The organism is Variovorax ginsengisoli (assembly GCF_030486595.1).
GTDB lineage: Bacteria > Pseudomonadota > Gammaproteobacteria > Burkholderiales > Burkholderiaceae_C > Variovorax > Variovorax ginsengisoli_B.
In genome coordinates this window covers 38,714-60,527 of record NZ_JAUJZH010000025.1, presented here as the reverse complement: position 1 = coordinate 60,527, position 21,814 = coordinate 38,714, and the positions used below count along the sequence as shown (strand labels likewise).

The 21,814-nt window shown below is 65.7% G+C and carries 24 protein-coding genes; 12 read left to right on the top strand and 12 right to left on the bottom strand.

Annotated elements, in window-relative coordinates; translation table 11 throughout:
• Positions 1-12 precede the first annotated feature (12 nt).
• Genes thrC through QZH52_RS27980 form a run of 3 tightly spaced genes read right to left on the bottom strand, consistent with a single transcriptional unit; the run spans position 13 to position 4,010 of the window.
• A complete protein-coding gene (gene thrC / locus QZH52_RS27990; protein ID WP_301814080.1) occupies positions 13-1,431 on the bottom strand; it encodes a threonine synthase in 1,419 nt (472 codons plus the stop codon).
• Positions 1,431-2,753 (bottom strand): homoserine dehydrogenase, encoded by a 1,323-nt coding sequence (locus QZH52_RS27985; protein WP_286532710.1) that lies wholly within the window; start codon positions 2,751-2,753, stop codon positions 1,431-1,433. The genes thrC and QZH52_RS27985 overlap by 1 nt, the downstream gene beginning before the upstream one ends.
• Positions 2,754-2,783: 30 nt before the next feature.
• The gene (locus tag QZH52_RS27980; RefSeq protein WP_286532708.1) at positions 2,784-4,010 is read right to left on the bottom strand and encodes a pyridoxal phosphate-dependent aminotransferase; all 1,227 of its coding nucleotides are present in this window, start codon (positions 4,008-4,010) and stop codon (positions 2,784-2,786) included.
• 66 nt (positions 4,011-4,076) lie between these two features.
• On the opposite strand from QZH52_RS27980, the gene QZH52_RS27975 reads away from it, so the two are divergent.
• From QZH52_RS27975 to QZH52_RS27945, 7 genes are all read left to right on the top strand, one after another.
• Positions 4,077-4,451, top strand: a complete 375-nt coding sequence (locus tag QZH52_RS27975; protein ID WP_286524426.1) for an Mth938-like domain-containing protein — start codon at positions 4,077-4,079, stop codon at positions 4,449-4,451.
• A gap of 174 nt (positions 4,452-4,625) precedes the next feature.
• Entirely contained in the window at positions 4,626-5,102 is a 477-nt protein-coding gene (locus QZH52_RS27970; RefSeq protein ID WP_286507466.1) for a peroxiredoxin, read from the top strand.
• Positions 5,103-5,292: 190 nt separating this feature from the next.
• Positions 5,293-7,032, top strand: coding sequence for a PhoH family protein (locus tag QZH52_RS27965; protein ID WP_301814077.1), 1,740 nt, complete (start codon positions 5,293-5,295; stop codon positions 7,030-7,032).
• Between the two features lie 216 nt (positions 7,033-7,248).
• On the top strand, positions 7,249-7,623 hold the full coding sequence (locus QZH52_RS27960; RefSeq protein WP_301814076.1) for a VOC family protein: 375 nt from the start codon (positions 7,249-7,251) through the stop codon (positions 7,621-7,623).
• 4 nt (positions 7,624-7,627) lie between these two features.
• On the top strand, positions 7,628-8,092 hold the full coding sequence (locus QZH52_RS27955) for an EVE domain-containing protein (RefSeq protein ID WP_301814075.1): 465 nt from the start codon (positions 7,628-7,630) through the stop codon (positions 8,090-8,092).
• Positions 8,093-8,112: 20 nt separating this feature from the next.
• On the top strand, positions 8,113-8,604 hold the full coding sequence (locus QZH52_RS27950) for a GyrI-like domain-containing protein (RefSeq protein WP_301814074.1): 492 nt from the start codon (positions 8,113-8,115) through the stop codon (positions 8,602-8,604).
• 49 nt (positions 8,605-8,653) lie between these two features.
• Entirely contained in the window at positions 8,654-9,337 is a 684-nt protein-coding gene (locus QZH52_RS27945; RefSeq protein WP_286532697.1) for a helix-turn-helix transcriptional regulator, read from the top strand.
• Positions 9,338-9,403: 66 nt separating this feature from the next.
• Here QZH52_RS27945 and dnaB read toward each other — a convergent pair whose 3' ends face one another.
• The 7 genes from dnaB to ppsA all read right to left on the bottom strand — a co-directional run bounded on the left by dnaB (position 9,404) and on the right by ppsA (position 15,606).
• The gene (gene dnaB / locus QZH52_RS27940) at positions 9,404-10,807 is read right to left on the bottom strand and encodes a replicative DNA helicase (protein ID WP_286507457.1); all 1,404 of its coding nucleotides are present in this window, start codon (positions 10,805-10,807) and stop codon (positions 9,404-9,406) included.
• 171 nt (positions 10,808-10,978) lie between these two features.
• Positions 10,979-11,431, bottom strand: coding sequence for a 50S ribosomal protein L9 (gene rplI, locus QZH52_RS27935; protein ID WP_286532695.1), 453 nt, complete (start codon positions 11,429-11,431; stop codon positions 10,979-10,981).
• A gap of 13 nt (positions 11,432-11,444) precedes the next feature.
• Entirely contained in the window at positions 11,445-11,726 is a 282-nt protein-coding gene (rpsR, locus tag QZH52_RS27930) for a 30S ribosomal protein S18 (RefSeq protein ID WP_007830781.1), read from the bottom strand.
• An 18-nt stretch (positions 11,727-11,744) separates the two neighbouring features.
• Entirely contained in the window at positions 11,745-12,047 is a 303-nt protein-coding gene (gene priB / locus QZH52_RS27925) for a primosomal replication protein N (RefSeq protein WP_286524444.1), read from the bottom strand.
• Positions 12,048-12,051: 4 nt separating this feature from the next.
• On the bottom strand, positions 12,052-12,426 hold the full coding sequence (rpsF, locus tag QZH52_RS27920; protein WP_286507454.1) for a 30S ribosomal protein S6: 375 nt from the start codon (positions 12,424-12,426) through the stop codon (positions 12,052-12,054).
• A 109-nt stretch (positions 12,427-12,535) separates the two neighbouring features.
• On the bottom strand, positions 12,536-13,027 hold the full coding sequence (locus QZH52_RS27915; protein WP_301814056.1) for a hypothetical protein: 492 nt from the start codon (positions 13,025-13,027) through the stop codon (positions 12,536-12,538).
• Between the two features lie 185 nt (positions 13,028-13,212).
• On the bottom strand, positions 13,213-15,606 hold the full coding sequence (gene ppsA, locus QZH52_RS27910) for a phosphoenolpyruvate synthase (protein WP_301814054.1): 2,394 nt from the start codon (positions 15,604-15,606) through the stop codon (positions 13,213-13,215).
• Positions 15,607-15,794: 188 nt separating this feature from the next.
• Here ppsA and ppsR point away from each other — a divergent pair, with 188 nt between their 5' ends.
• Positions 15,795-16,616: a posphoenolpyruvate synthetase regulatory kinase/phosphorylase PpsR gene (gene ppsR, locus QZH52_RS27905; RefSeq protein ID WP_301814052.1), complete on the top strand. Its 822-nt coding sequence runs from the start codon at positions 15,795-15,797 to the stop codon at positions 16,614-16,616.
• Between the two features lie 55 nt (positions 16,617-16,671).
• On the opposite strand, the gene ahpF is transcribed toward ppsR, so the two are convergent.
• The gene (ahpF, locus tag QZH52_RS27900) at positions 16,672-18,249 is read right to left on the bottom strand and encodes an alkyl hydroperoxide reductase subunit F (RefSeq protein WP_301814051.1); all 1,578 of its coding nucleotides are present in this window, start codon (positions 18,247-18,249) and stop codon (positions 16,672-16,674) included.
• Positions 18,250-18,330: 81 nt separating this feature from the next.
• Positions 18,331-18,903 (bottom strand): alkyl hydroperoxide reductase subunit C, encoded by a 573-nt coding sequence (gene ahpC / locus QZH52_RS27895; protein ID WP_286507442.1) that lies wholly within the window; start codon positions 18,901-18,903, stop codon positions 18,331-18,333.
• Positions 18,904-19,117: 214 nt separating this feature from the next.
• Between ahpC and bfr the strand changes: the two genes are divergently transcribed.
• The 4 genes from bfr (at position 19,118) to QZH52_RS27875 (ending at position 21,812) form a co-directional block, all read left to right on the top strand.
• Entirely contained in the window at positions 19,118-19,594 is a 477-nt protein-coding gene (gene bfr / locus QZH52_RS27890) for a bacterioferritin (RefSeq protein WP_301814048.1), read from the top strand.
• A gap of 194 nt (positions 19,595-19,788) precedes the next feature.
• Positions 19,789-20,433, top strand: a complete 645-nt coding sequence (locus QZH52_RS27885; protein ID WP_301814047.1) for a PepSY-associated TM helix domain-containing protein — start codon at positions 19,789-19,791, stop codon at positions 20,431-20,433.
• Between the two features lie 19 nt (positions 20,434-20,452).
• Complete coding sequence (locus QZH52_RS27880) at positions 20,453-20,974, top strand: DUF2271 domain-containing protein (RefSeq protein WP_286532683.1); 522 nt, start codon at positions 20,453-20,455, stop codon at positions 20,972-20,974.
• Between the two features lie 34 nt (positions 20,975-21,008).
• Entirely contained in the window at positions 21,009-21,812 is an 804-nt protein-coding gene (locus QZH52_RS27875) for a DUF4198 domain-containing protein (RefSeq protein ID WP_301814044.1), read from the top strand.
• The last annotated feature ends 2 nt before the right edge of the window (positions 21,813-21,814 follow it).

The following is a 21,814-nucleotide window of genomic DNA, read 5'->3' as shown; positions in this document are numbered from 1 at the left end:
CGGTCGGCCCGCTCAGTCGTCGCAGTGCTGGGCAATGTAGGCTTTCACGGCCTCGGCATCGGCCGGCAGCTTGACGACCCGCTTGGGCAGCGCCTCGATGCCCTCGAAGCGCGCAGGCCGCTCCGGCTCGTGGCCCAGCGCCTCGACGATGGTCTCGGCGAACTTGATCGGCAGCGCGGTCTCGAGCACGATCATCGGCACGCCCGCGACCAGGTGCTCGCGCGCAGCCTTGAGGCCGTCGGCGGTATGGGTGTCGATCAGTGTCGCGAAGCGCTTGTCGGTATCGCGAATGGTGGCCAGGCGGTCAGCATGGGTGCTGCGGCTGCTGGCGAAACCGAAGCGCTTCGCCGCCTCGGCGAAGACCGGGTCGCCGCTCAGGTCGAATCGGCCGGCGCGGCCCAGTTCGCCTTCGAAGAGTGCACGTGTCTTGGCGCCGTCGCGGCCCACCAGGTCGAACACGAAGCGCTCGAAGTTGCTGGCCTTGGAGATGTCCATCGAGGGGCTCGAGGTCTCGTGGGTGTCGGCGGCCGCGCGCACGCGGTAGACGCCGGTGCGGAAGAACTCGTCGAGCACGTCGTTCTCGTTGGTCGCCACCACCAGCGTGCGGATCGGCAGGCCCATCATGCGGGCCACGTGGCCCGCGCAGACATTGCCGAAATTGCCCGAAGGCACGGTGAAGCTCACTTGCTTGTCGTTCGAAGCCGTGGCCTGGAAGTAGCCGGCGAAGTAATACACGACCTGGGCCAGCAGCCGCGCCCAGTTGATCGAATTGACCGTGCCGATCTTGTACTTGCGCTTGAAGCCCAGGTCGTTCGACACCGCCTTGACGATGTCCTGGCAGTCGTCGAACACGCCGCTGATGGCGATGTTGTGGATGTTCGCGTCCTGCAGGCTGAACATCTGGGCCTGCTGGAACGGGCTCATGCGGCCGTCGGGCGAGGTCATGAAGACCCGCACGCCCTTCTTGCCGCGCATCGCGTACTCGGCCGCGCTGCCGGTGTCGCCGCTGGTGGCGCCGAGGATGTTGAGCTGCTCGCCGCGGCGGTTCAGTTCGTACTCGAACAGGTTGCCGAGCAACTGCATCGCCATGTCCTTGAAGGCCAGGGTCGGGCCGTTCGACAGGGCTTCGAGGTAGACGCCGTCCTCGAGTTCGCGCAGCGGCACGATCTCGTCGCTGCCGAACACTTCGGCGGTGTAGGTCCTGGCGCAGAGTGCCTTCAGGTCGGCGGCCGGGATGTCATCGACGTAGAGCGAGAGCACCTCGAAAGCCAGTTCGGCGTAGCTCAGGCCGCGCCATTTCTGGAGCGTCGCCGCATCGACCTTCGGATACTGCTCGGGCAGGTAGAGGCCGCCGTCGGGCGCCAGGCCCTCGAGCAGGATGTCGCAGAAGCGGCGGCGGTCCGGGTGACCGCGCGTGGACAGGTAGCGCATCAGGAGAGCTCTTCCTTGCGGATGCGCACGATCGGCGCCAGCACGGTCGGCAGTGCCTGCAGCTGCGCCATGGCGTCGTCGAGCGTGCCCTCGCGGGTGTCGTGCGTGAGGATGATGAGGTCAGTCTGGGTCGAGCCTTCGCCGCCCACTTCGTCGGCTTCGCGCTGCAGCACGGCGTCGATGCTGATGCCCGCGCTGGCCAGCAGGCCCGTGACCTTGGCCAGCACGCCGGCTTCGTCGGCCACGCGCAGGCGCAGGTAGTAGCTTGTCACGACCTCGGCCATCGGCACGATCTTCAGGTCGCTCATCGCGTCCGGATGGAAAGCCAGGTGCGGCACGCGGTGCGCGGCGTCGGCCGTGTGCAGGCGCGCGATGTCGACCAGGTCGGCGATCACCGCGCTGGCGGTCGGCTCGCTGCCCGCGCCCTTGCCGTAATAGAGCGTGGTGCCGACGGCGTCGCCGTGAACCACCACCGCATTCATCGCGCCCTCGACGTTGGCCAGCAGGCGCTTCGACGGCACCAGCGCCGGATGCACGCGCAGCTCGACGCCCTGCGCCACGCGGCGGGTCACGCCCAGCAGCTTGATGCGGTAGCCCAGCTGCTCGGCGTACTTGATGTCCTGCGCCGCGAGCTTGGTGATGCCCTCGACGTGCGCACGGTCGAACTGCACCGGGATGCCGAACGCGATCGCGCTCATCAGCGTGACCTTGTGCGCCGCATCGACGCCTTCGATGTCGAAGGTCGGGTCGGCCTCGGCGTAGCCCAGGCGCTGCGCCTCCTTGAGCACGGTCGCGAAATCGAGCCCCTTGTCGCGCATCTCGGACAGGATGAAGTTGGTGGTGCCGTTGATGATGCCGGCGATCCACTGGATCGAGTTGGCCGTCAGCCCTTCGCGCAGCGCCTTGATGATCGGGATGCCGCCCGCCACCGCCGCCTCGAAGGCCACCATCACGCCCTTGGCATGGGCGGCCGCGAAGATCTCGGTGCCGTGCACCGCGAGCAGCGCCTTGTTGGCCGTGACCACGTGCTTGCCGGCGGCGATCGCCTCGAGCACCAGCTGCCTGGCGATGCCGTAGCCGCCGATCAGCTCGACCACGATGTCGATCTCGGGGTTGGCGATCACGGCGCGCGCGTCGGCGACCACCTGCACGCCCTCGCCGACCACCGCCTTCGCGCGCGCCGTGTCGAGGTCGGCGACCATCGTGATCTCGATGCCGCGGCCGGCGCGGCGCTTGATTTCTTCCTGATTGCGGCGTAGCACCTGGAAGGTGCCGCTACCGACGGTGCCGATGCCGAGCAGGCCAACTTGGATGGGTTTCATTCGATGTGTCTTCTGGAGCAATGGGGGGACTCAGGCCGCAACCCGGTTTCGATAGCGTTCGAGGAAGCCGGCGATGCGGTTGACCGCCTCGCGCAGATCCTCTTCGTGCGGCAGGAACACGATCCTGAAATGGTCGGGCGTGGCCCAGTTGAAGCCCGTGCCCTGCACCAGCATCACCTTGGTCTCCTTCAGCAGATCGAGGAAGAACTGCCGGTCGTCCTCGATCGGGTAGACCTTCGGATCGAGCTTGGGAAACATGTAGAGCGCCGCGCTGGGCTTGACGCAGCTCACGCCCGGAATCGCGGTGATCAGGTCGTAGGCCAGGTCGCGCTGGCGGCGCAGGCGCCCACCCGGGGCGACCAGGTCGTTGATGCTCTGGTAGCCGCCGAGCGCGGTCTGGATCGCCCACTGGCCCGGCACGTTGGCGCACAGCCGCATGTTCGAGAGCATGTTGAGGCCCTCGATGTAGTCGCGCGCCATCTTCTTGTCGCCCGACACCACCAGCCAGCCGGCGCGGTAGCCGCAGGAGCGATAGCTCTTGGACAGCGAGTTGAAGGTCAGCGTCAGGACGTCCTTCGACAAGCTGGCGATCGCCGTGTGCCGGACGCCGTCGTACAGGACCTTGTCGTAGACCTCGTCGGCGAAGATCACCAGGCCGTGCTCGCGGGCGATCGCGACGATGCCCTTGAGCAGGTCGTCCGAGTAGAGCGCGCCGGTGGGATTGTTCGGGTTGATCACCACGATGCCGCGGGTGCGCGGCGTGATCTTGGCGCGGATATCGTCGAGGCTCGGCATCCAGCCGTTGTCCTCGTCGCACACGTAATGCACCGGGCGGCCGCCCGACAGGCTCGCGACCGCGGTCCACAGCGGATAGTCCGGGGCCGGCAGCAGCAGCTCGTCGCCGTCGTTGAGCAGCGCGTTGGTGGCCATCGCGATCAGCTCGCTGGCGCCGTTGCCGAGGTAGATGTCGTCGAGCGTGACGCCGGCGATGCCCTGCTTCTGGGTCTCGTGCATCACCGCCTTGCGCGCCGCGAAGATGCCCTTGCTGTCCGAGTAGCCGGCCGAGGCCGGCAGGTTGCGGATCATGTCCTGCTGCACCTCCTCGGGCGCATCGAAACCGAACACGGCCAGATTGCCGATGTTGAGCTTGATGATCTTCTGGCCCTCTTCCTCCATCTGCTTCGCGGCGTCCATGATCGGGCCGCGGATGTCGTAGAGCACATTGGCCAGCTTGGCCGATTTCTTGAGCGGTTTCAAAGTCCCTCCAAGGGGGTCTGCGCAGGGGAAAACCTATAATTTGACCACATTTCAACCCCCTCTCCGATGAAGCTCCAGCCTGACAAATCCGACGTCCAGACCCTCACTGCGCACGGCCCGGGCTGGGTCGCGATCAACAATGAACGGGTCGAATCCAGCGTCGTGGTCGGCTCCCGCGGGGAGCGCTTCGAGTGGGACGCCAGCGACTTCGGCCAGCTCGGCGCCGAGCATTTCGCCCAACTGGCCTCGCTGGGCGCCGAACTGATCATCTTCGGCAGCGGCAAGCGCATCCGCTTCCCGCAGCCGGCCTGGCTGCAGCCCCTGATGGCGCAGCGCACCGGCGTCGAAACCATGGACACGGCCGCGGCCTGCCGCACCTACAACATCCTCGCGAGCGAGGGGCGCCATGTGCTCGCTGCGCTGTTGATCGAGAAGCCCTGAGGGGCAATTGGAGTCGCCCTGAGGGCAATTGGAGTCATTTCGGGGTAAAATCGCGGGTTGCGAACCGGCAGCCAGCCTAGTAGCCAGCCCAGTAGCTAGCCCAGTAAAGCAACGACCAATCCTCCATGATCCCGACCGGGTCGGACATGGAATCAAACGGAGAAAACAAGTTTCATGGCGATCGTTGTCAACAAACCCATTCCCGAATTCGACGCCAATGCGACAGGCGGCCTGAAGGTCTCGAACACCTCACACCTCGGCCATGTGCTGGTCATGTACTTCTACCCCAAGGACAATACCCCGGGTTGCACGACCGAGGCGATGCAATTCCGCGATCGCTACAAGGATTTCGAGAAGGCGGGCGCCACCGTGTTCGGCGTCTCGCGCGACAACATGAAGTCGCACGACGAATTCAAGGCGAAGCTCGAACTCCCCTTCGAGCTGATCGCCGATACCGAAGAGAAGATGTGCCACATGTTCGGTGTGGTCAAGAACAAGATCATGTACGGCAAGAAGGTCAAGGGCATCGAGCGCAGCACCTTCCTGATCGGCGCCGACGGCATCCTGAAGGCCGAATGGCGGGGCCTCAAGGTCCCGGGCCACGTCGACGACGTCCTGAAGGCAGTCAAGGCGCTCAAGAAATCCGCCTGAAACCCGAATTCGTGTGGTTTTTCGCGCTCGCGTTGGCGAAGCGCAACGATCACCGGCTGCGTCACGTGCGATGTGCATAATGGCTTCATGCCGTTGAGCTCCACGACCGCATCCACCGAAAAAAGCCGCCCTGGTCTTCAGGCGGCTTTTTCGCTTTCTGGCCCCTTTACTTTTGCGAGCGACACCCTCCATGCCCTTGCCTCCCGCCCCCACGAAACGCGCCGCACTGCTTTCGCCGGACGCCCACGACGCGCCCGCCCGTTCCTCGCACGGACGCAGCGGCCGCCGCTCGGCCGACCGCAGGACTGAGCAAAGCGACTCGAACGGGCCCCATCCGCTCGAATTGTTCGATCGCCATGCGGCCGAGGCCGGCGCCGCGATCGAGCCGCCGCCGCTGCCCCGGGCCAAGGCGCCGCCGCGTCCGGTGCAGGAACCGGCCGTGCAGGTCGAGACCCGCGTCCGCGCGCCCGCCCCGGCACCGCAGGTCGCCCAGCGCCCCAAGCGCAGCAAGTCCAACGGTCCGGCGAAGCTCTTCGTGCTCGACACCAACGTGCTGCTGCACGATCCGATGTGCCTGTTCCGCTTCGAGGAGCACGACATCTTCCTGCCGATGATCGTGCTGGAAGAGCTCGACGGCCACAAGAAGGGCACCACCGAAGTCGCGCGCAACGGCCGCCAGACCAGCCGCACGCTCGACGCGCTGGCCGGCGCGCAAGGTGCCGACATCGGCAAGGGCCTGAAACTCGACACCACCGGCCACCGCGAGGCCGGCGGCAAGCTGTTCTTCCAGACCGCGCCGCTCGACTACACGCTGCCGACCAGCCTGCCGCAGGGCAAGGCCGACAACCAGATCCTGGGCGTGGTGCAGGCGCTGCGCGACCTCTACGCCGAGGACGCGCCCAGCCGGCCGAAGCAGGAAGTGGTGCTGGTGTCGAAGGACATCAACATGCGCGTCAAGGCACGCGCGCTGGGGCTTGCCGCCGACGACTACCAGAACGACAAGACGCTCGAGGACGGCGACCTGCTCTACGCCGGCTCGCTCGCCCTGCCGGCCGACTTCTGGACCCGCCAGAGCAAGACGGTCGAGAGCTGGCAGAGCGGCAGCAGCACCTTCTACCGCATCAGCGGCCCGATCGTGCCGAACCTCTACATCAACCAGTTCGTGTATTTCGAGGCGCCCGGCGAGCCCAGCATGTATGCGCGCGTGACCGAGATCCGCGACAAGACCGCGGTGCTCAAGACTCTGAAGGACTACGGCTCGGTCAAGAACGCGGTGTGGGGCGTGAACACCCGCAACCGCGAGCAGAACTTCGCGATGAACCTGCTGATGGACCCGGACGTCGACTTCGTCACGCTGACCGGCACCGCCGGCACCGGCAAGACCCTGATGGCGCTGGCCTCGGGCCTGACGCAGGTGCTCGACGACCGCCGCTACACCGAGATCATCATGACCCGCGCCACCGTCAGCGTCGGCGAGGACATCGGCTTCCTGCCCGGCACCGAGGAAGAGAAGATGGGCCCCTGGATGGGCGCGCTCGACGACAACCTCGAGTTCCTGGCCAAGGGCGACGGCGGCGGCGCCGGCGAATGGGGCCGCGCGGCCACCAACGAGCTGATCCGCAGCCGCATCAAGATCAAGAGCATGAACTTCATGCGCGGGCGTACCTTCCTGAACAAGTACGTGATCATCGACGAGGCGCAGAACCTGACGCCCAAGCAGATGAAAACGCTGGTGACGCGGGCCGGCCCGGGCACCAAGATCATCTGCATGGGCAACCTGGCCCAGATCGATACGCCCTACCTCACCGAGGGCTCTTCCGGCCTGACCTTCGCGGTCGACAAGTTCAAGGGCTGGCCGCACAGCGGACATATCACGCTGGCGCGCGGCGAACGCTCCAGACTCGCCGACTTCGCGAGCGAAGTTCTTTAGCTCGCCCCCAGGTTGCCCGGCACTTCGTGTCCGGGCGCCCACCCCCTACCGGGGGCAACACCAGCGGCCTGGCAAAGCTAGTCCGCGGTGTTTCCCGAACGGGCCTGCGCTGCGCGCGGCCGCCCTTCTCTTCACCCTGCTGAAGCCTGCTGACACTACGTTGTCAGCAGGCGGCGCGCAGCATGAGGCCTTCAATCACTGACTGAGGAGAGCTCCATGACTGCCACCACCATCAACTGGTTCGAAATCCCCGTTGCCGACCTGGATCGCGCCCAGGCCTTCTACGAGAAGGTGCTCGGCCGCGCGCTCAAGCGCGAGGACATGGGCGGCGCGGCGATGGCGATCTTCGCCTACGAAGAACCGGCCACCGGCGGCTGCCTGGTGGCCGGCGGGCCGCGCGCCGCCGCCGCGGGCAGCGGCGTTCGGATCTATCTCGACTGCATGCCGAGCATCGACGCCGCGCTGTCGCGCGTGGCGCCGGCGGGCGGGCAGGTCGTGACGCCGAAGACGGCGCTGCCGGGCGACATGGGCTCTTTCGCGGTGCTGCGCGACACCGAGGGCAACGAAGTCGGGCTGCACGCCCTGGCCTGACGCCATGACCGCCCCCACCCGGCACAGGAACTGGATCGCCGTCGCCAGCGCGGAGCATGCGCGGCGCGGCCGCGACGATCCCGCGGGCGGCTTCATGCAGGTCGGCCACGGCAAGCTGGCGCCGCTCAAGCGCATCCGGGCTGGCGACCATGTCGCCTACTACGCGCCGACCACTACCCTGGGCCACGCCGACCGGCTGCAGAGCTTCGTGTCGATCGGCGTGGTCCACGGCGACAACCCCTACGAGGCCGACATGGGCAATGGCTTCGTTCCCTGGCGGCGCGACGTCCGCTACGCCTCGGCGGCCCGGGAAGCGCCGATCCTGCCGCTGATCGAGCAGTTCGATTTCGTCGACGACCCGAAGCACTGGGGCGGCAAGTTCCGCTTCGGCCTGTTCGAGGTCAACGACCACGATTTCGGACTGATCGCGGCCGCCATGCAGGCCGAGCTGCAAGGCCTCGGCCCTTGAAACCGATGATGGAGAAAACCATGCAATCCCAATCCCAATCCCAATCCCAATCTCAACCCCAACCCCAACGTCAACGTCTCGAACCCTTCCGCGTCGCGGGGCTGACCGCGCGCACCACCAACCGCGACGAGAGCGATCCGCAGGCCGCCCGCATCGGCACCCTGTGGGACCGCTTCTTCGGCGAGCGGGTCTACGAGAAGACGCCGCACCGCGTCGACGACATGCGGCTGTTCGGCGTCTACTCGGACTACGAGGCCGATGCCCATGGGGCCTTCGACATCACGACCGGCGTCGCCGTGGCGGACGGCCCCGCGAGCGTGCGGATCGAGGGCGGCGACTACCTCGTCTTCCACGGCCACGGCGAGATGCCGCAGATGGTGCTCGCGGTGTGGCAGGCGATCTGGCACTATTTCGATGCGCACCCCGAGATCAAGCGTCGCTACAAGACCGACTTCGAGGCCTACAGCGGCCCCGACCAGGTCGCCATCCACATCGGAATCCTGACGGAATGACATGAGCGAAGATTTCGCTACCCGAATCATCGGAGCCTGACCCCTCTTCATGCGCCGTGCCGACCGCCTGTTCCAGATCGTCCAGCTCATCCGCGGACGCCGCCTCACCACGGCCGCCTTCCTGGCGCAGCGGCTCGAGGTCTCGGAGCGCACGGTCTATCGTGATGTCGCCGACCTGCAACTCCAGGGCGTGCCGATCGAAGGTGAAGCCGGCGTCGGCTACCGGCTCGGCTCCGGCTTCGACCTGCCGCCGCTGATGTTCACGCAGGACGAGGCGGCGGCATTGGTCGCCTCGGCGCGCCTGGCGCAGAGCTGGGTCGACGCCGCGATGGCGCGCGACATCGAATCGGCGCTCGGCAAGATCCTGTCGGTGCTGCCGCCGGCGGCGCGGGTGTCGGCCGAGAGCCTGGCGCTCTACGCGCCGGCCTACGTGCTCGACGCCGGCACGCGCGATCGACTGCAGACCCTGCGCGAGGCGGTGCAGTCACGCCACAAGCTGCGCATGGATTACCGCGATGTCGCCGGCGCTCCCAGCCAGCGCACGGTGCGTCCGCTGGGCTGCTTCTATTGGGGCAAGGTCTGGACCTTCTCGGCCTGGTGCGAGCTGCGCGACGACTTCCGCGGCTTTCGGATCGACCGCATCGACCGCATCGAAGTGATGCCGGAGCGTTTCAGGGACGAGCCGGGGAAGACCCTTGCGGACATGCTGCGCCGGCTCAAAGCGGATGCCTAGTCAGTTGAGGACAGAGCAAAAACTGCTGCGCAGTTTCTTGGTCTGTCCCGCAAGGTCTCAAAATTCTCAGAAGTCGTTGCCGCCCCCGGCAAGATTCTCGAACTTGGTCAGCGGCTTCAGGAAGGCCAGCTTGACGGTGCCGGTCGGGCCGTTGCGGTGCTTGCTGATGATCACCTCGGCGACGCCCGGTTCCTTGCTGTTCTTGTCGTAGTAGTCGTCGCGGTAGATGAACATGATGATGTCGGCGTCCTGCTCGATCGCGCCGGACTCGCGCAGGTCGCTCATCATCGGGCGCTTGTCGGTGCGGCTCTCGACGCCGCGGCTCAACTGCGACAGCGCGATCACCGGGCACTTGAGCTCCTTGGCCAGCATCTTCAGGCCGCGCGAGATTTCGCCCACGGCGGTGGCGCGGTTCTCGTCGTTCATGCTGCTCGAGACGCTCATGAGCTGCAGGTAGTCGACCACGATCAGGCCGAGCTTGCCGTACTGGCGCGCCAGCCGGCGCGCGTTGGCGCGCAGCTCGCTCGTGGTGAGGCCCGGCGTCTCGTCGATGTGCAGCGACACGTTGCGCAGCTTCTCGATGGCTTCGGTCAGGCGCGGCCATTCCTCGTCGGTCAGCTTGCCGGTGCGCAAGTGGCCCTGGTCGATGCGGCCGATCGAGCCGACGATACGCACCGCCAGCTGCGAGGCACCCATTTCCATCGAGAACACCGCCACCGGCAGGCCCTCGTTGAGGGCAACGTGCTCGGCGATGTTGATGGCCAGCGAGGTCTTGCCCATCGAGGGCCGCGCCGCCAGCACGATCATGTCGCCCGGCTGCAGGCCCGAGGTCATCTTGTCGAATTCGTAGAAGCCGGTCCGCACGCCCGTGATGTCGTTCGGGTTCTCGGCCATCTCGGTCACGCGGTCGAGCAGTTCGACCACCAGGGAATCCATGCCCTGGAAGCCCTGCTTCATGCGCGAGCCTTCCTCGCCGATGTTGAAGATCTTTTGCTCGGCTTCGTCGAGGATCTTGTCGACCGCCTTGCCTTGCGTGTTGAAGGCGTTGGTGGCGATCTCGTCGCTCGCGCTCACCAGTTTGCGCAGGATCGAGCGCTCGCGCACGATTTCGGCGTAGCGACGGATGTTGCTCGCGCTCGGCACGTACTGCGCCAGCGAGTTGAGGTAGGCCAGGCCGCCGATCTCGTCGGCCTTGCCGAGGTTCTGCAACTGCTCGTAGACCGTGATCACGTCGGCCGGTTTACTGGCGTTGATCAGCGTGCCGATCGCCGCGTAGATCAGCTTGTGCTCGTGGCGGTAGAAGTCGCCGTCGACCACCACGTCGCCCATCCGGTCCCAGGCGCCGTTGTCGAGCAGCAGGCCGCCCAGCACGCTCGATTCGGCCTCGATCGAATGCGGCGGGATGCGCAGTTGCGCGATCTGGCGGTCTGACGACGGGTCGTTATCGGCGTAGGAAAAGAGTGCGGACATGAAGTTCCTTGCAACCATGCATGCTAAGCCGGGCGGGGCGCGGCGTCACGTGGACAAGGCTGTGAATAAGCAGTGATCTTCCGGTGCAGCGTGCGGGACAACCCAGGCCGCCGGAAAAAGAAAAGCCGCCCGAAGGCGGCTCTTTCACGCGCACGAAGCGCGTGGGGCGTCTTAGGCGCTCTCGCCGTAGACCGTGACCGTGATGTCGACCACCACGTCGGTGTGCAGCGCGACGCTGACGGTGCTGTCGCCGACGACCTTGATCGGGCCGTTGGGCATGCGCACTTGCGCCTTCGCGACCTTGTAGCCTTGCTTGCCGAGCTCTTCGGCGATGTCGGCGTTGGTGACCGAGCCGAACAGGCGGCCGTCGACGCCGGCCTTCTGGGTCAGCTTGACGGTGGTGCCGCCGAGCTTTTCGCCCTGGGCTTGCGATTCGGCCAGCTTGGCGGCCGCAGCCTTTTCGAGCTCGACGCGCTTGGCTTCGAATTCGGCCTTGTTGGCTTCGGTGGCGCGGCGGGCGCGGCCCGACGGGATCAGGAAGTTGCGGGCGTAACCGTCCTTGACCTTGACGATTTCGCCGAGGACGCCGAGGTTGACGACTTTGTCCAGAAGAATTACTTGCATGGTGTGTCGCTCCTTAGACGCGGTGTTGGTCGCTGTACGGCACCATCGCGAGGAAGCGGGCACGCTTGATCGCGGTGTTGAGCTGGCGCTGGTAGATCGCGCGCGTGCCGGTCAGGCGTGCGGGGATGATCTTGCCGTTTTCGCTGATGAAGTCGCGCAGGGTGTCGATGTCCTTGTAGTCGATCTCTTCGACGCCGGCGACGGTGAAGCGGCAGAAGCGCTTGCGCTTGAACAGCAGCGACTGGGTGTTGCGCTTCGGACGCTTGTCCTTGTTGAATTTCTTGAACGTGGCCATGTTTGGACCTCTAGAAAATTAATCTTGCTGAAAGTTCTGGATGTGAAGCACTGGATGCTTGCCGTTGCCCGGTGTCGCGAGGAAGCCCTGGAATCGCCAGAGACTGCCCAGCTCCTGCCTTGCGAGCCGTTCGGCCACTGCGCCGAAGGCGACGGCCTTGATGGCCGCCTTGACCTGTCGGGGCTGGGACGCTTCGGTCACTGTCGACTCGTGTTCGAGTCGCAGGTCGACGGCGGGCAGACCGGCAGGCGTGAAACGCAGGGCTCCGAGTTCGGCGACGCAGGCAGTCAGCAACAGCTGATTGACCGCGGCAACGCTCACGCCATCAGTTGTTGTTGGCGGCGTATTCGGCCTGCTGGGCCTTGCGGGCCTCTTCGCGCTCGACCGTCTTCATCATCGACGAAGGACCAGTGTCGGCCTTCTTCTTGACCACGGTCAGGTGGCGCAGGACGGCGTCGTTGAACTTGAACGCGTGCTCGAGTTCGGCCATGACGGTCTGCTCGGCTTCGATGTTCACGCACAGGTAGTGCGCCTTGTTCAGCTTGTTGATCTGGTAGGCCAGCTGACGGCGGCCCCAGTCTTCGACGCGGTGGATCTTGCCGCCGCCGGCCGTGATCAGGCCCTTGTAGCGCTCCAGCATGGCCGGAACCTGCTCGCTCTGATCCGGGTGGATCAGCAAAATGATTTCATAGTGACGCATTGGCACTCCTTGTGGTCCGTTTGGATTCCCCGATGTTGGTCGAGGAAAGGGTTGAGCCACCCGCGGCGTCAGACGTGGTGTGGCAAGGCAAAGCCGTAAATTATAGCACTCAGGCGCCGCGCAGTGCCCGTTCGAGTGCGGCGGCCTTGTCAGGCCCCACCGCCGCCTGGATCTTCGGGAACAGCTCCAGCAGCTGTTCGTAGTTGGCGGTGCCCTCGACCGACAGGTTGAGCCTGAAGCCACGCAAGCCCAGGCTGCCCGTCAGCTGGGTCGCGATCGGATAGGCGTCCTTGTAGCGCTGCTGGTCGGAGCGGCCCGCAGTCGGCGCAGCAACCACGGGCGCGGGGGCGGGCGCCGGCGACGCAGCGCCTGCGGGAGCGGCGGGAATCGCAGGCGCGCTGGCCTCGCCGACCAGCGCCAGCAGGCCCTGCGCGATCATCTGGTCGATTTCCTCGCGGCTCACGCCCATCCCGGCCTCGAGCACGTCGCCGACGCTACGCTTGCCGTCGCAGAGGATGAACGCCGTGCGCTGGCGGGGAGTGAGCGCGACCGAACGATCCTTCAGGACGCGCTGACCGGCTTCAGTCTTGACAAGAATCATGGGTTCCTCGACACCAGGGCCAGGGAGCATGCGGGGCCGCAGTGCGGCCCCGATGCAACATGGTCATGAGTTTGACAGCAAAGATGCATTTGGTTGCAAATACACCAAGCTGACACGGGGATTACACCCAAGTCCGTGAAGAAAGTCGTTGCGCGACGGTGACACCCGTCGCGCCTCGCGGCCGGTCAGCGCTTGGCGAGTTGCTGCCAGGTCTCGATGACGCTGTCGGGATTCAGCGAAATCGACTCGATTCCCTGCTCCGCCAGCCAGAGAGCGAAGTCCGGATGGTCGCTGGGGCCCTGGCCGCAGATGCCGACGTACTTGCCCTGGGCCTTGCAGGCCTTGATGACCTTCTCCAGCAGGGCCTTGACCGCGGGATCGCGCTCGTCGAAGTCGGCGGCCAGCAATTCGAGGCCGGAATCGCGGTCCAGGCCCAGCGTGAGCTGGGTCAGGTCGTTGGAGCCGATCGAAAAGCCGTCGAAGAACTTCAGGAACTCCTCGGGCAGGATCGCGTTGCTCGGCACTTCGCACATCATGATCAGCTTGAGCTCGTTCTCGCCGCGCTTCAGGCCGTGCTCACCCAGCAGTTCAGTCACGCGCCGAGCCTGGCCCAGGGTGCGCACGAAGGGCACCATGATCTGCACGTTGGTGAGGCCCATCTCGTTGCGCACGCGCTTGAGCGCCTCGCATTCCATTGCGAAGGCCTCGCCGAACTCGCCGCTCAGGTAGCGCGCGGCACCCCGGAAGCCGAGCATCGGGTTCTCTTCCTCGGGCTCGTAGCGGCTGCCGCCGATCAGCTTGCGGTATTCGTTCGACTTGAAGTCCGACAGCCGCACGATCACCGGCTTGGGCCAGAAGGCGGCGCCGATGGTGGCGATGCCCTCGGCCACCTTGTCGACGTAGAAGGCGCGCGGCGAGGCGTGGCCGCGGGCCACCGATTCGACCGCCTTCTTGAGGTCGGCATCGACATTCGGGTAGTCGAGGATCGCCTTCGGATGGACGCCGATGTTGTTGTTGATGATGAACTCGAGCCGCGCCAGGCCGACGCCGTGGTTCGGCAGCTGGGCGAAGTCGAAGGCCAGCTGCGGATTGCCGACGTTCATCATGACCTTCAGGTCGATCGGGGGCATTTCGCCGCGCTGGACCTCGGTCACCTCGGTTTCGAGCAGGCCGTCGTAGATGAAGCCGGTGTCGCCTTCGGCGCAGCTCACGGTCACCAGGGTGCCGTCCTTGAGCAGGTCGGTGGCGTCGCCGCAGCCGACCACCGCCGGGATGCCCAGTTCGCGGGCGATGATCGCCGCATGGCAGGTGCGCCCGCCGCGATTGGTCACGATCGCCGCGGCCCGCTTCATCACCGGCTCCCAGTTGGGATCGGTCATGTCGGTGACCAGCACGTCGCCGGCCTGCACCTTGTCCATCTCGCTGATGTTGTGGACGAGGCGCACCGGTCCGGTGCCGATCTTCTGGCCGATCGCACGGCCTTCGGCCAGCACCGCGCCGCGCCCCAGCAGCTTGTAGCGCTGCTCGGCCTTGCCCTGCTGCTGGCTCTTCACGGTTTCAGGGCGCGCCTGCAGGATGTAGAGCTGGCCGTCGGTGCCGTCCTTGCCCCACTCGATGTCCATCGGGCGGCCATAGTGCTCCTCGATCACGAGGGCGTACCTGGCGAGCTGCTCGACGTCGGCGTCGGTCAGCGAATAGCGGTTGCGCTGCTCGGTCGGCACGTCGGTGGTCTTGACCAGCTTGCCGCTGGCCGCCTTTTCGGCCGCGCTCGCGAACTCCATCTGGATCAGCTTGGAGCCCAGGTTGCGGCGGATGACGGCCCGCTTGCCGGCGCGCAGCGTGGGCTTGTGGACATAGAACTCGTCGGGGTTCACGGCGCCCTGCACCACCGTCTCGCCGAGGCCGTAGCTCGAGGTGATGAACACCACGTCCTCGAAGCCGGATTCGGTGTCGATCGTGAACATCACGCCGGCGGCGCCGAGGTCGCTGCGGACCATGCGCTGGACGCCCGCCGACAGTGCCACCACGTCGTGGGCGAAGCCCTTGTGGACCCGGTAGCTGATCGCGCGGTCGTTGTAGAGGGAGGCGAACACCTCCTTCATCTTGTGCAGCACGTCCTCGATGCCGACCACGTTGAGGAAGGTCTCCTGCTGGCCGGCGAAGGAGGCGTCGGGCAGGTCTTCGGCGGTGGCCGAGGAGCGGACCGCGAAGCTGGCCTGGGGATTGCCGGCCGACAGGGTGGCGAAGGCGTCCGCGATCGCCTTCTGCAGATCGGCCGGGAAAGGCTGGGCCTCGACCATGGCGCGGATTTCGCCACCCACGGTGGCCAGGGCGCGCACGTCCTCGGTGTCCAGCGCGGCCAGCTTGGCGCTGATCTTGTCGGCCAGGCCGTCATGGGCCAGGAACTGGCGGAAGGCGTGGGCCGTGGTGGCGAAGCCGGTGGGCACCCGCACGCCCTGCGGCAGCTGGGAAATCATCTCGCCGAGACTGGCGTTCTTGCCGCCGACCGACTCGACGTCGGTCATTCTCAGGTTTTCGAACGGGACGACCAGGGCGGTCGCTTCGAAGAGGTCAGACATGGGAAAGCTCCAGAAGTTGAAACTGTGGCTGCATGCAGGCGGCACGGCGCGATCGTTCTTCTTGCTCTGGGCATCGGCGGGGGGTGCATGCTGGAATTCGAAGGGGAAAAGCGCTCGGCTTTCCCGATAATGGGGCGAATTGTAGGCGCGGCGGGGTTCGGCGTGCCGCAGGACAAGGTCGCCAATCCATGCACACGCGCACAGTTTTCTTCGTTTCCGACGGCACCGGCATCACTGCCGAAACCTTCGGCAATGCCGTCCTGGCCCAGTTCGAGATGAAGCCGCGCCACGTGCGCCTGCCCTTCACCGACACGGTCGACAAGGCGCACCAGGCGGTGCGAAAGATCAACCACACGGCCGAAATCGAGGGCGTCCGGCCGATCGTCTTCACGACGCTGGCCAACATGGAAGTGCTCGAGGTCATCGAAACCGGCTGCAGGGGCATGCTGCTCGACATGTTCGGCACCTTCGTGCGCCCGCTCGAGATCGAGCTGGCCATGAAATCGAACCATCGCATCGGCCGCTTCAGCGACGTCAGCAAGAGCAAGGAATACGACGCCCGCATCCAGGCCATCGATTTCAGCTTGGCGCACGACGACGGCCAGAGCAACCGCGACCTCGACGGCGCCGACGTGATCCTGGTCGGCGTCAGCCGCAGCGGCAAGACGCCGACCTCGCTTTACCTGGCCATGCAGCATGGCCTGAAAGCGGCCAACTATCCGCTGATCCCCGAGGATTTCGAGCGCCGCCAACTGCCGCCGGCGCTGATGCCGCACCGCAAGAAGATCTTCGGGCTCACCATCCAGCCCGAGCGGCTGAGCGAGATCCGCAACGAGCGACGGCCGAATTCCCGCTACGCGAGCCTCGAGAGCTGCCGCCAGGAGGTCAGCGAGGCCGAGGCCATGATGCGGCGGGCCGGCATCCGCTGGCTGTCGACCACCACCAAGTCGATCGAGGAGATCGCGACCACGATCCTGCAGGAACTTCGTCCCGAGCGACTCACCTACTAGTCGGTTCTCTCCAGCCGGCATCCCGGCGGCTTGTGCGGCAACCGCGCCGCCCCGCTCAGGCCGCGACCGCCTCTTCCGCCGGCGCCGAGGTGCGGATCAGGTGGTCGAACGCGCTCAACGCAGCCTTCGCGCCATCGCCGGCGGCGATGATGATCTGCTTGAACGGCACCGTCGTGGCGTCGCCCGCGGCGAACACGCCCGGCACCGAGGTCTGGCCCTTGGCGTCCACCACGATCTCGCCGTGCTTCGACAGTTCGACCGTTCCCTTGAGCCAGTCGGTGTTGGGCACCAGGCCGATCTGCACGAACACCCCTTCGAGCGGCACGCGGTGGCTCTCGCCGGTCGCGCGGTCCTTGTAGACCAGGCCGTCGACCTTCTGGCTGTCGCCGGTGATCTCGGTGGTCTGCGCGTTGAGGTGCACCGTGACGTTGGCGAGGCTGCGCAGCTTGCGCTGCAGCACCGCGTCGGCGCGCAGTTGCGTGTCGTACTCGATCAAGGTCACGTGGCCGACGATGCCGGCCAGGTCGATCGCCGCCTCGACGCCAGAGTTGCCGCCGCCGATCACCGCCACCCGCTTGCCCTTGAACAGCGGACCGTCGCAGTGCGGGCAGTAGGCCACGCCCTTGTTCTTGTACTCGTGCTCGCCGGGCACGTTGATGTTGCGCCAGCGCGCACCGGTCGAGATCACGACCGACCGGCTCTTCAGCGAGGCCCCGCTCTCGAGCTTGACCTCGATGAAGTCGTCCCCCGGCACCAGGCCGGCGGCACGCTGCAGATTCATGATGTCGACGTCGTAGTCGCGCACATGCTCCTCGAGCGCGAGGGCGAACTTGGGTCCTTCGGTCTCCTTGATCGAGATGAAATTCTCGATGCCCATGGTGTCGAGCACCTGGCCGCCGAAGCGCTCCGAGGCGACACCGGTGCGAATGCCCTTGCGCGCCGCATACACCGCGGCCGCCGCACCGGCAGGGCCGCCGCCGACGATCAGCACGTCGAAGGGTTCCTTGGCGGCGATCTTCTTCGCTTCGCGCTCGACGCCGCTGGTGTCGATCTTGGCCAGGATCTCCTCGAGGCTCATGCGGCCCTGGCCGAATTCCGTGCCGTTCAGGAAGACGGTCGGCACGGCCATGATCTGGCGTTCCTTGACCTCGTCCTGGAACAGCGAGCCGTCGATCATCGTGGTCTTGATGCGCGGGTTCTGGATCGCCATCAAGTTCAGCGCCTGGACCACGTCCGGGCAGTTGTGGCAGGTCAGCGAGATGTAGATCTCGAACTCGAAGTCGCCGTCGAGCGCGCGGATCTGCTGCAGCACCGCGTCGTCGACCTTGGGCGGGTAGCCGCCGACCTGCAGCAGCGCCAGCACGAGCGAAGTGAATTCGTGACCCATCGGCAGGCCCGCGAAACGCGGACCGTGGTTTTCACTGGGCCGGTTGATGGAAAAAGACGGCTTGCGATGCTGGTCGTCCCGGCTCTCGCTGACCTTCACCAGCGCGGACGACTCGGCCACATCCTTCAGCAGCGCCTGCAGGTCGCCCGACGCCTTGCTGTCATCGAGCGAAGCGACGATCTCGATCGGCTGCGTGATGCGGTCGAGGTAGCTTTTGAGTTGCGATTTGGTGCCGGCGTCGAGCATGGTGACTTTCTTTTTCAAATGCGGTGGAAACAAAAAAGCCCGGGTGCGAACGCGCCCGGGCTGTGGCGCGAGTCAGGCAGCTTAGATCTTGCCGACCAGGTCGAACGAAGGCTTGAGCGTTTCGGCGCCTTCGGTCCACTTGGCGGGGCAGACTTCGCCCGGGTGAGCGGCGACGTACTGGGCAGCCTTCACGCGGCGCAGCAGTTCGGCGGCGTCGCGGCCGATGCCGTTGTCGTGCACTTCGATGGTCTTGATCTTGCCTTCGGGGTCGATCACGAAGGTGCCGCGGTAGGCCAGGCCGGCGTCTTCGCCTTCTTCGATCAGGACCTGGAAGGCGCGCGCCAGTTGCTGGCTCGGGTCGCCGATCAGCGGGTACTGCACCTTGCCGATGGTCTCGGACGTGTCGTGCCAGGCCTTGTGCGTGAAGTGGGTGTCGGTCGACACGCCATACACCTCGACGCCGAGCTTCTGGAATTCGGCATAGTGATCGGCCAGGTCACCCAGTTCGGTCGGGCACACGAAGGTGAAGTCGGCCGGGTAGAACACGACGACGGACCACTTGCCCTTGAAGTTGTCGTTGCTGACAGGCACGAACTTGCCGTTGTGATACGCGGTGGCTTTGAACGGGATGATTTCTGTGTTGATCAGGGACATTGAGTTTCCTTGGAGGCTGATGAAAAGTGCGAGTGATTAGTATAACTACCAATATCGGCTTTCAGATAGCCATGGGCTATTGATTGCATTGCCCACCCCTATGAATGCGAACACCTATCACCCTCACCCGCATGCAGACCATTGGCGCATGGGTTTGCTTGCGCGGCCGCCCGGCGGACTCGCACAATCGCCTCTTTAAGAACAAGGAAAAACCATGAAGGGCGACCCCCAAGTCATCGACCATCTGCAGGCGCAACTCAAGAACGAGCTGACCGCGATCAACCAGTATTTCCTGCACTACCGGATGCTCAAGCACTGGGGCCTCGACAAGCTGGCCAAGAAGGAATACGACGAGTCGATCGGCGAGATGAAGCACGCCGACCGGATCATGGACCGGATCTTCATGCTCGACGGCCTGCCCAACCTGCAGGACCTGGCCAAGCTCCAGGTCGGCGAAGACGTCCCCGAGATCCTCGAATGCGACCTGCGCTCCGAGACCGGCGCGCAGGCGACCATCAAGGCCGGCATCGCCCACTGCGAAAGCGTGCGCGACTACGTCTCGCGCGACCTGCTGCAGGAGATCCTGGACGACACCGAGGAACACATCGATTTCCTCGAGACCCAGATCGACCTGGTCGGCAAGGTCGGCCTGCAGAACTACCTGCAGTCGCAGATGGGCGAGACCGAATAAGCCGGCGGGGCTTGCGGCGAGCGGGGCGATGCCCCGCTTTTTTTTCTTTACGAAACTTCATTGCTATCGAAAAAGGAGCGGCAATGCCATATTTGACGGGACCTTCCTGCGTATCTGGCTACCGCGCCGGGTGCAGCCAAGCAACCTGCAAATAGAATTCATTCGCATTTGAGCGGCTAGAATCGCCCGCTCCGATGACCGCCGCCTCCACCGACAACCGCCGCCGCGCCTACTGGCTCAAGACCCTGCACGAATGGCACTGGGTCAGCTCGGCGCTGTGCCTGATCGGGCTGCTGCTGTTCGGCATCACGGGCTTCACGCTCAACCATGCGGCCAGCATCGAGGCCAGGCCGAAGGTGACGAGCCGGACCGCCACCGTCGACGACGTCTTGCGCGCAGCCTTGCTGAAGGAACTCCCCGCCGCCAAGGCCCGCAAGGGCAAGGCCGAACTGCCCGCCGAACTGCAGGCCTGGATACAGGCGCAGTGGGCGGTCGACACCGCCGGCCGCGACGCCGAATGGTCGGACGACGAGATCTACCTGTCGCTGCCGCGCCCGGGCGGCGATGCCTGGCTGCGGCTGAGCTTGATCGACGGCGAAGCCGAGTACGAGCGGACCGACCGCGGCTGGCTCTCCTATTTCAACGACCTGCACAAGGGGCGCAGCACCGGCGCGGCCTGGAGCTGGTTCATCGACATCTTCGCGGCCGCCACGCTGGTGTTCTCGATCACCGGACTTTTCATTCTCAAGATGCACGCCGGCAGCCGGCCCTTCACCTGGCCGATGGTCGGCATGGGCCTGGTGATCCCGGTGCTGCTCGCGCTGCTGTTCATCCACTGATCCAGGAAAGAGGTCTTTCGTGCAAGTTCGCTATTCCCTCGCGCTCGCCGCACTGTTCGGCGCACCGGCCTTCGCCGCGGGGCTCACGGTCAACGTCGAAGTGCCGCGCCTCAACGTGGCCGAGTACCACCGCCCCTACGTGGCGGCCTGGATCGAGCGGCCCGACCAGTCGGTGGCCGGCACGCTGGCGGTCTGGTATGACGTCAAGAACAAGGGCAGCGCCGAGGGCGAAGGCACCAAGTGGCTGAAGGACCTGCGCCAGTGGTGGCGCCGCACCGGCCGCGAACTGCAGATGCCGACCGATGGCGTGAGCAGCGCGACGCGGCCGGCCGGCAAGCACCAGATCGCCGTGTCCGAGGGTTCAGTGGCGCTGCCCAAGCTGGCGCCCGGCGCCTACAAGCTGTATGTCGAGGCGGCGCGCGAGGTCGGCGGCCGCGAGATCGTGAGCATTCCCTTCCAGTGGCCGCCGGCCAAGGCCGAGCAATCGCAGGTCGCCGGCAACAGCGAGCTGGGCGAGGTCTCGCTCGAACTCAAGCCCTGATTCAACTTCGTCACCAACTTCCCGGGAACCCATCATGAAGCTCTCCTTGCGCACCCTCGCTCTCGGCATCGCCCTCTGCGCCGGCACAGCGGCCGTCCAGGCCCACAACGCCTGGTTGATGCCGTCGAGCACCGTGCTGTCGAAGGCCGACTGGATCACGGTCGACGCCGCGGTGTCGAACGACCTGTTCTTCTTCAACCACAACCCGCTGAACCTCGACAGCCTGGCGGTCACGGCGCCCGACGGCAGCACGGTCAAGCCCGAGAACATGTTCAAGGGCAAGCTTCGGGCCGGCTTCGACCTGAACCTCACGCAGCCAGGCACCTACCGCCTGGCCCTGGTCAACGAAGGCGTCTTCGCACGCTGGAAGGACAAGGCGACCGGCCAGACCAGGCGCGCCCGCGGCACGCCCGAGAACATCGCCAGCCAGATCCCGGCCGATGCGACCGAGGTCGAGGTCACGCAATCGGCGGGCCGCAACGAGACCTTCGTCACCGTCGGCAAGCCCAGCGCGCTGCGTGCCAGCGGCAAGGGCCTCGAACTGGTCACGGCCAACCCGACCGACCTGGTGAAGGGCGAGAAGACCGCCTTCACGCTGCAGCTCGACGGCCAGCCCGCCAAGGACCTCGAGGTCACGGTCACGCTGGGCAACACGCGCTATCGCGACAAGCTCGACGAGCTCAAGGTCAAGACCGATGCCAAGGGCCAGTTCAGCGTGACCTGGCCGGAAGCCGGCATGTACTGGCTCGACGCCAGCACCGCCGACAAGAAGACCTCGGTGCCGCAGGCCAAGGAACGGCGCCTGAGCTACGCCGCAACCCTGGAAGTGATGCCCTGAGT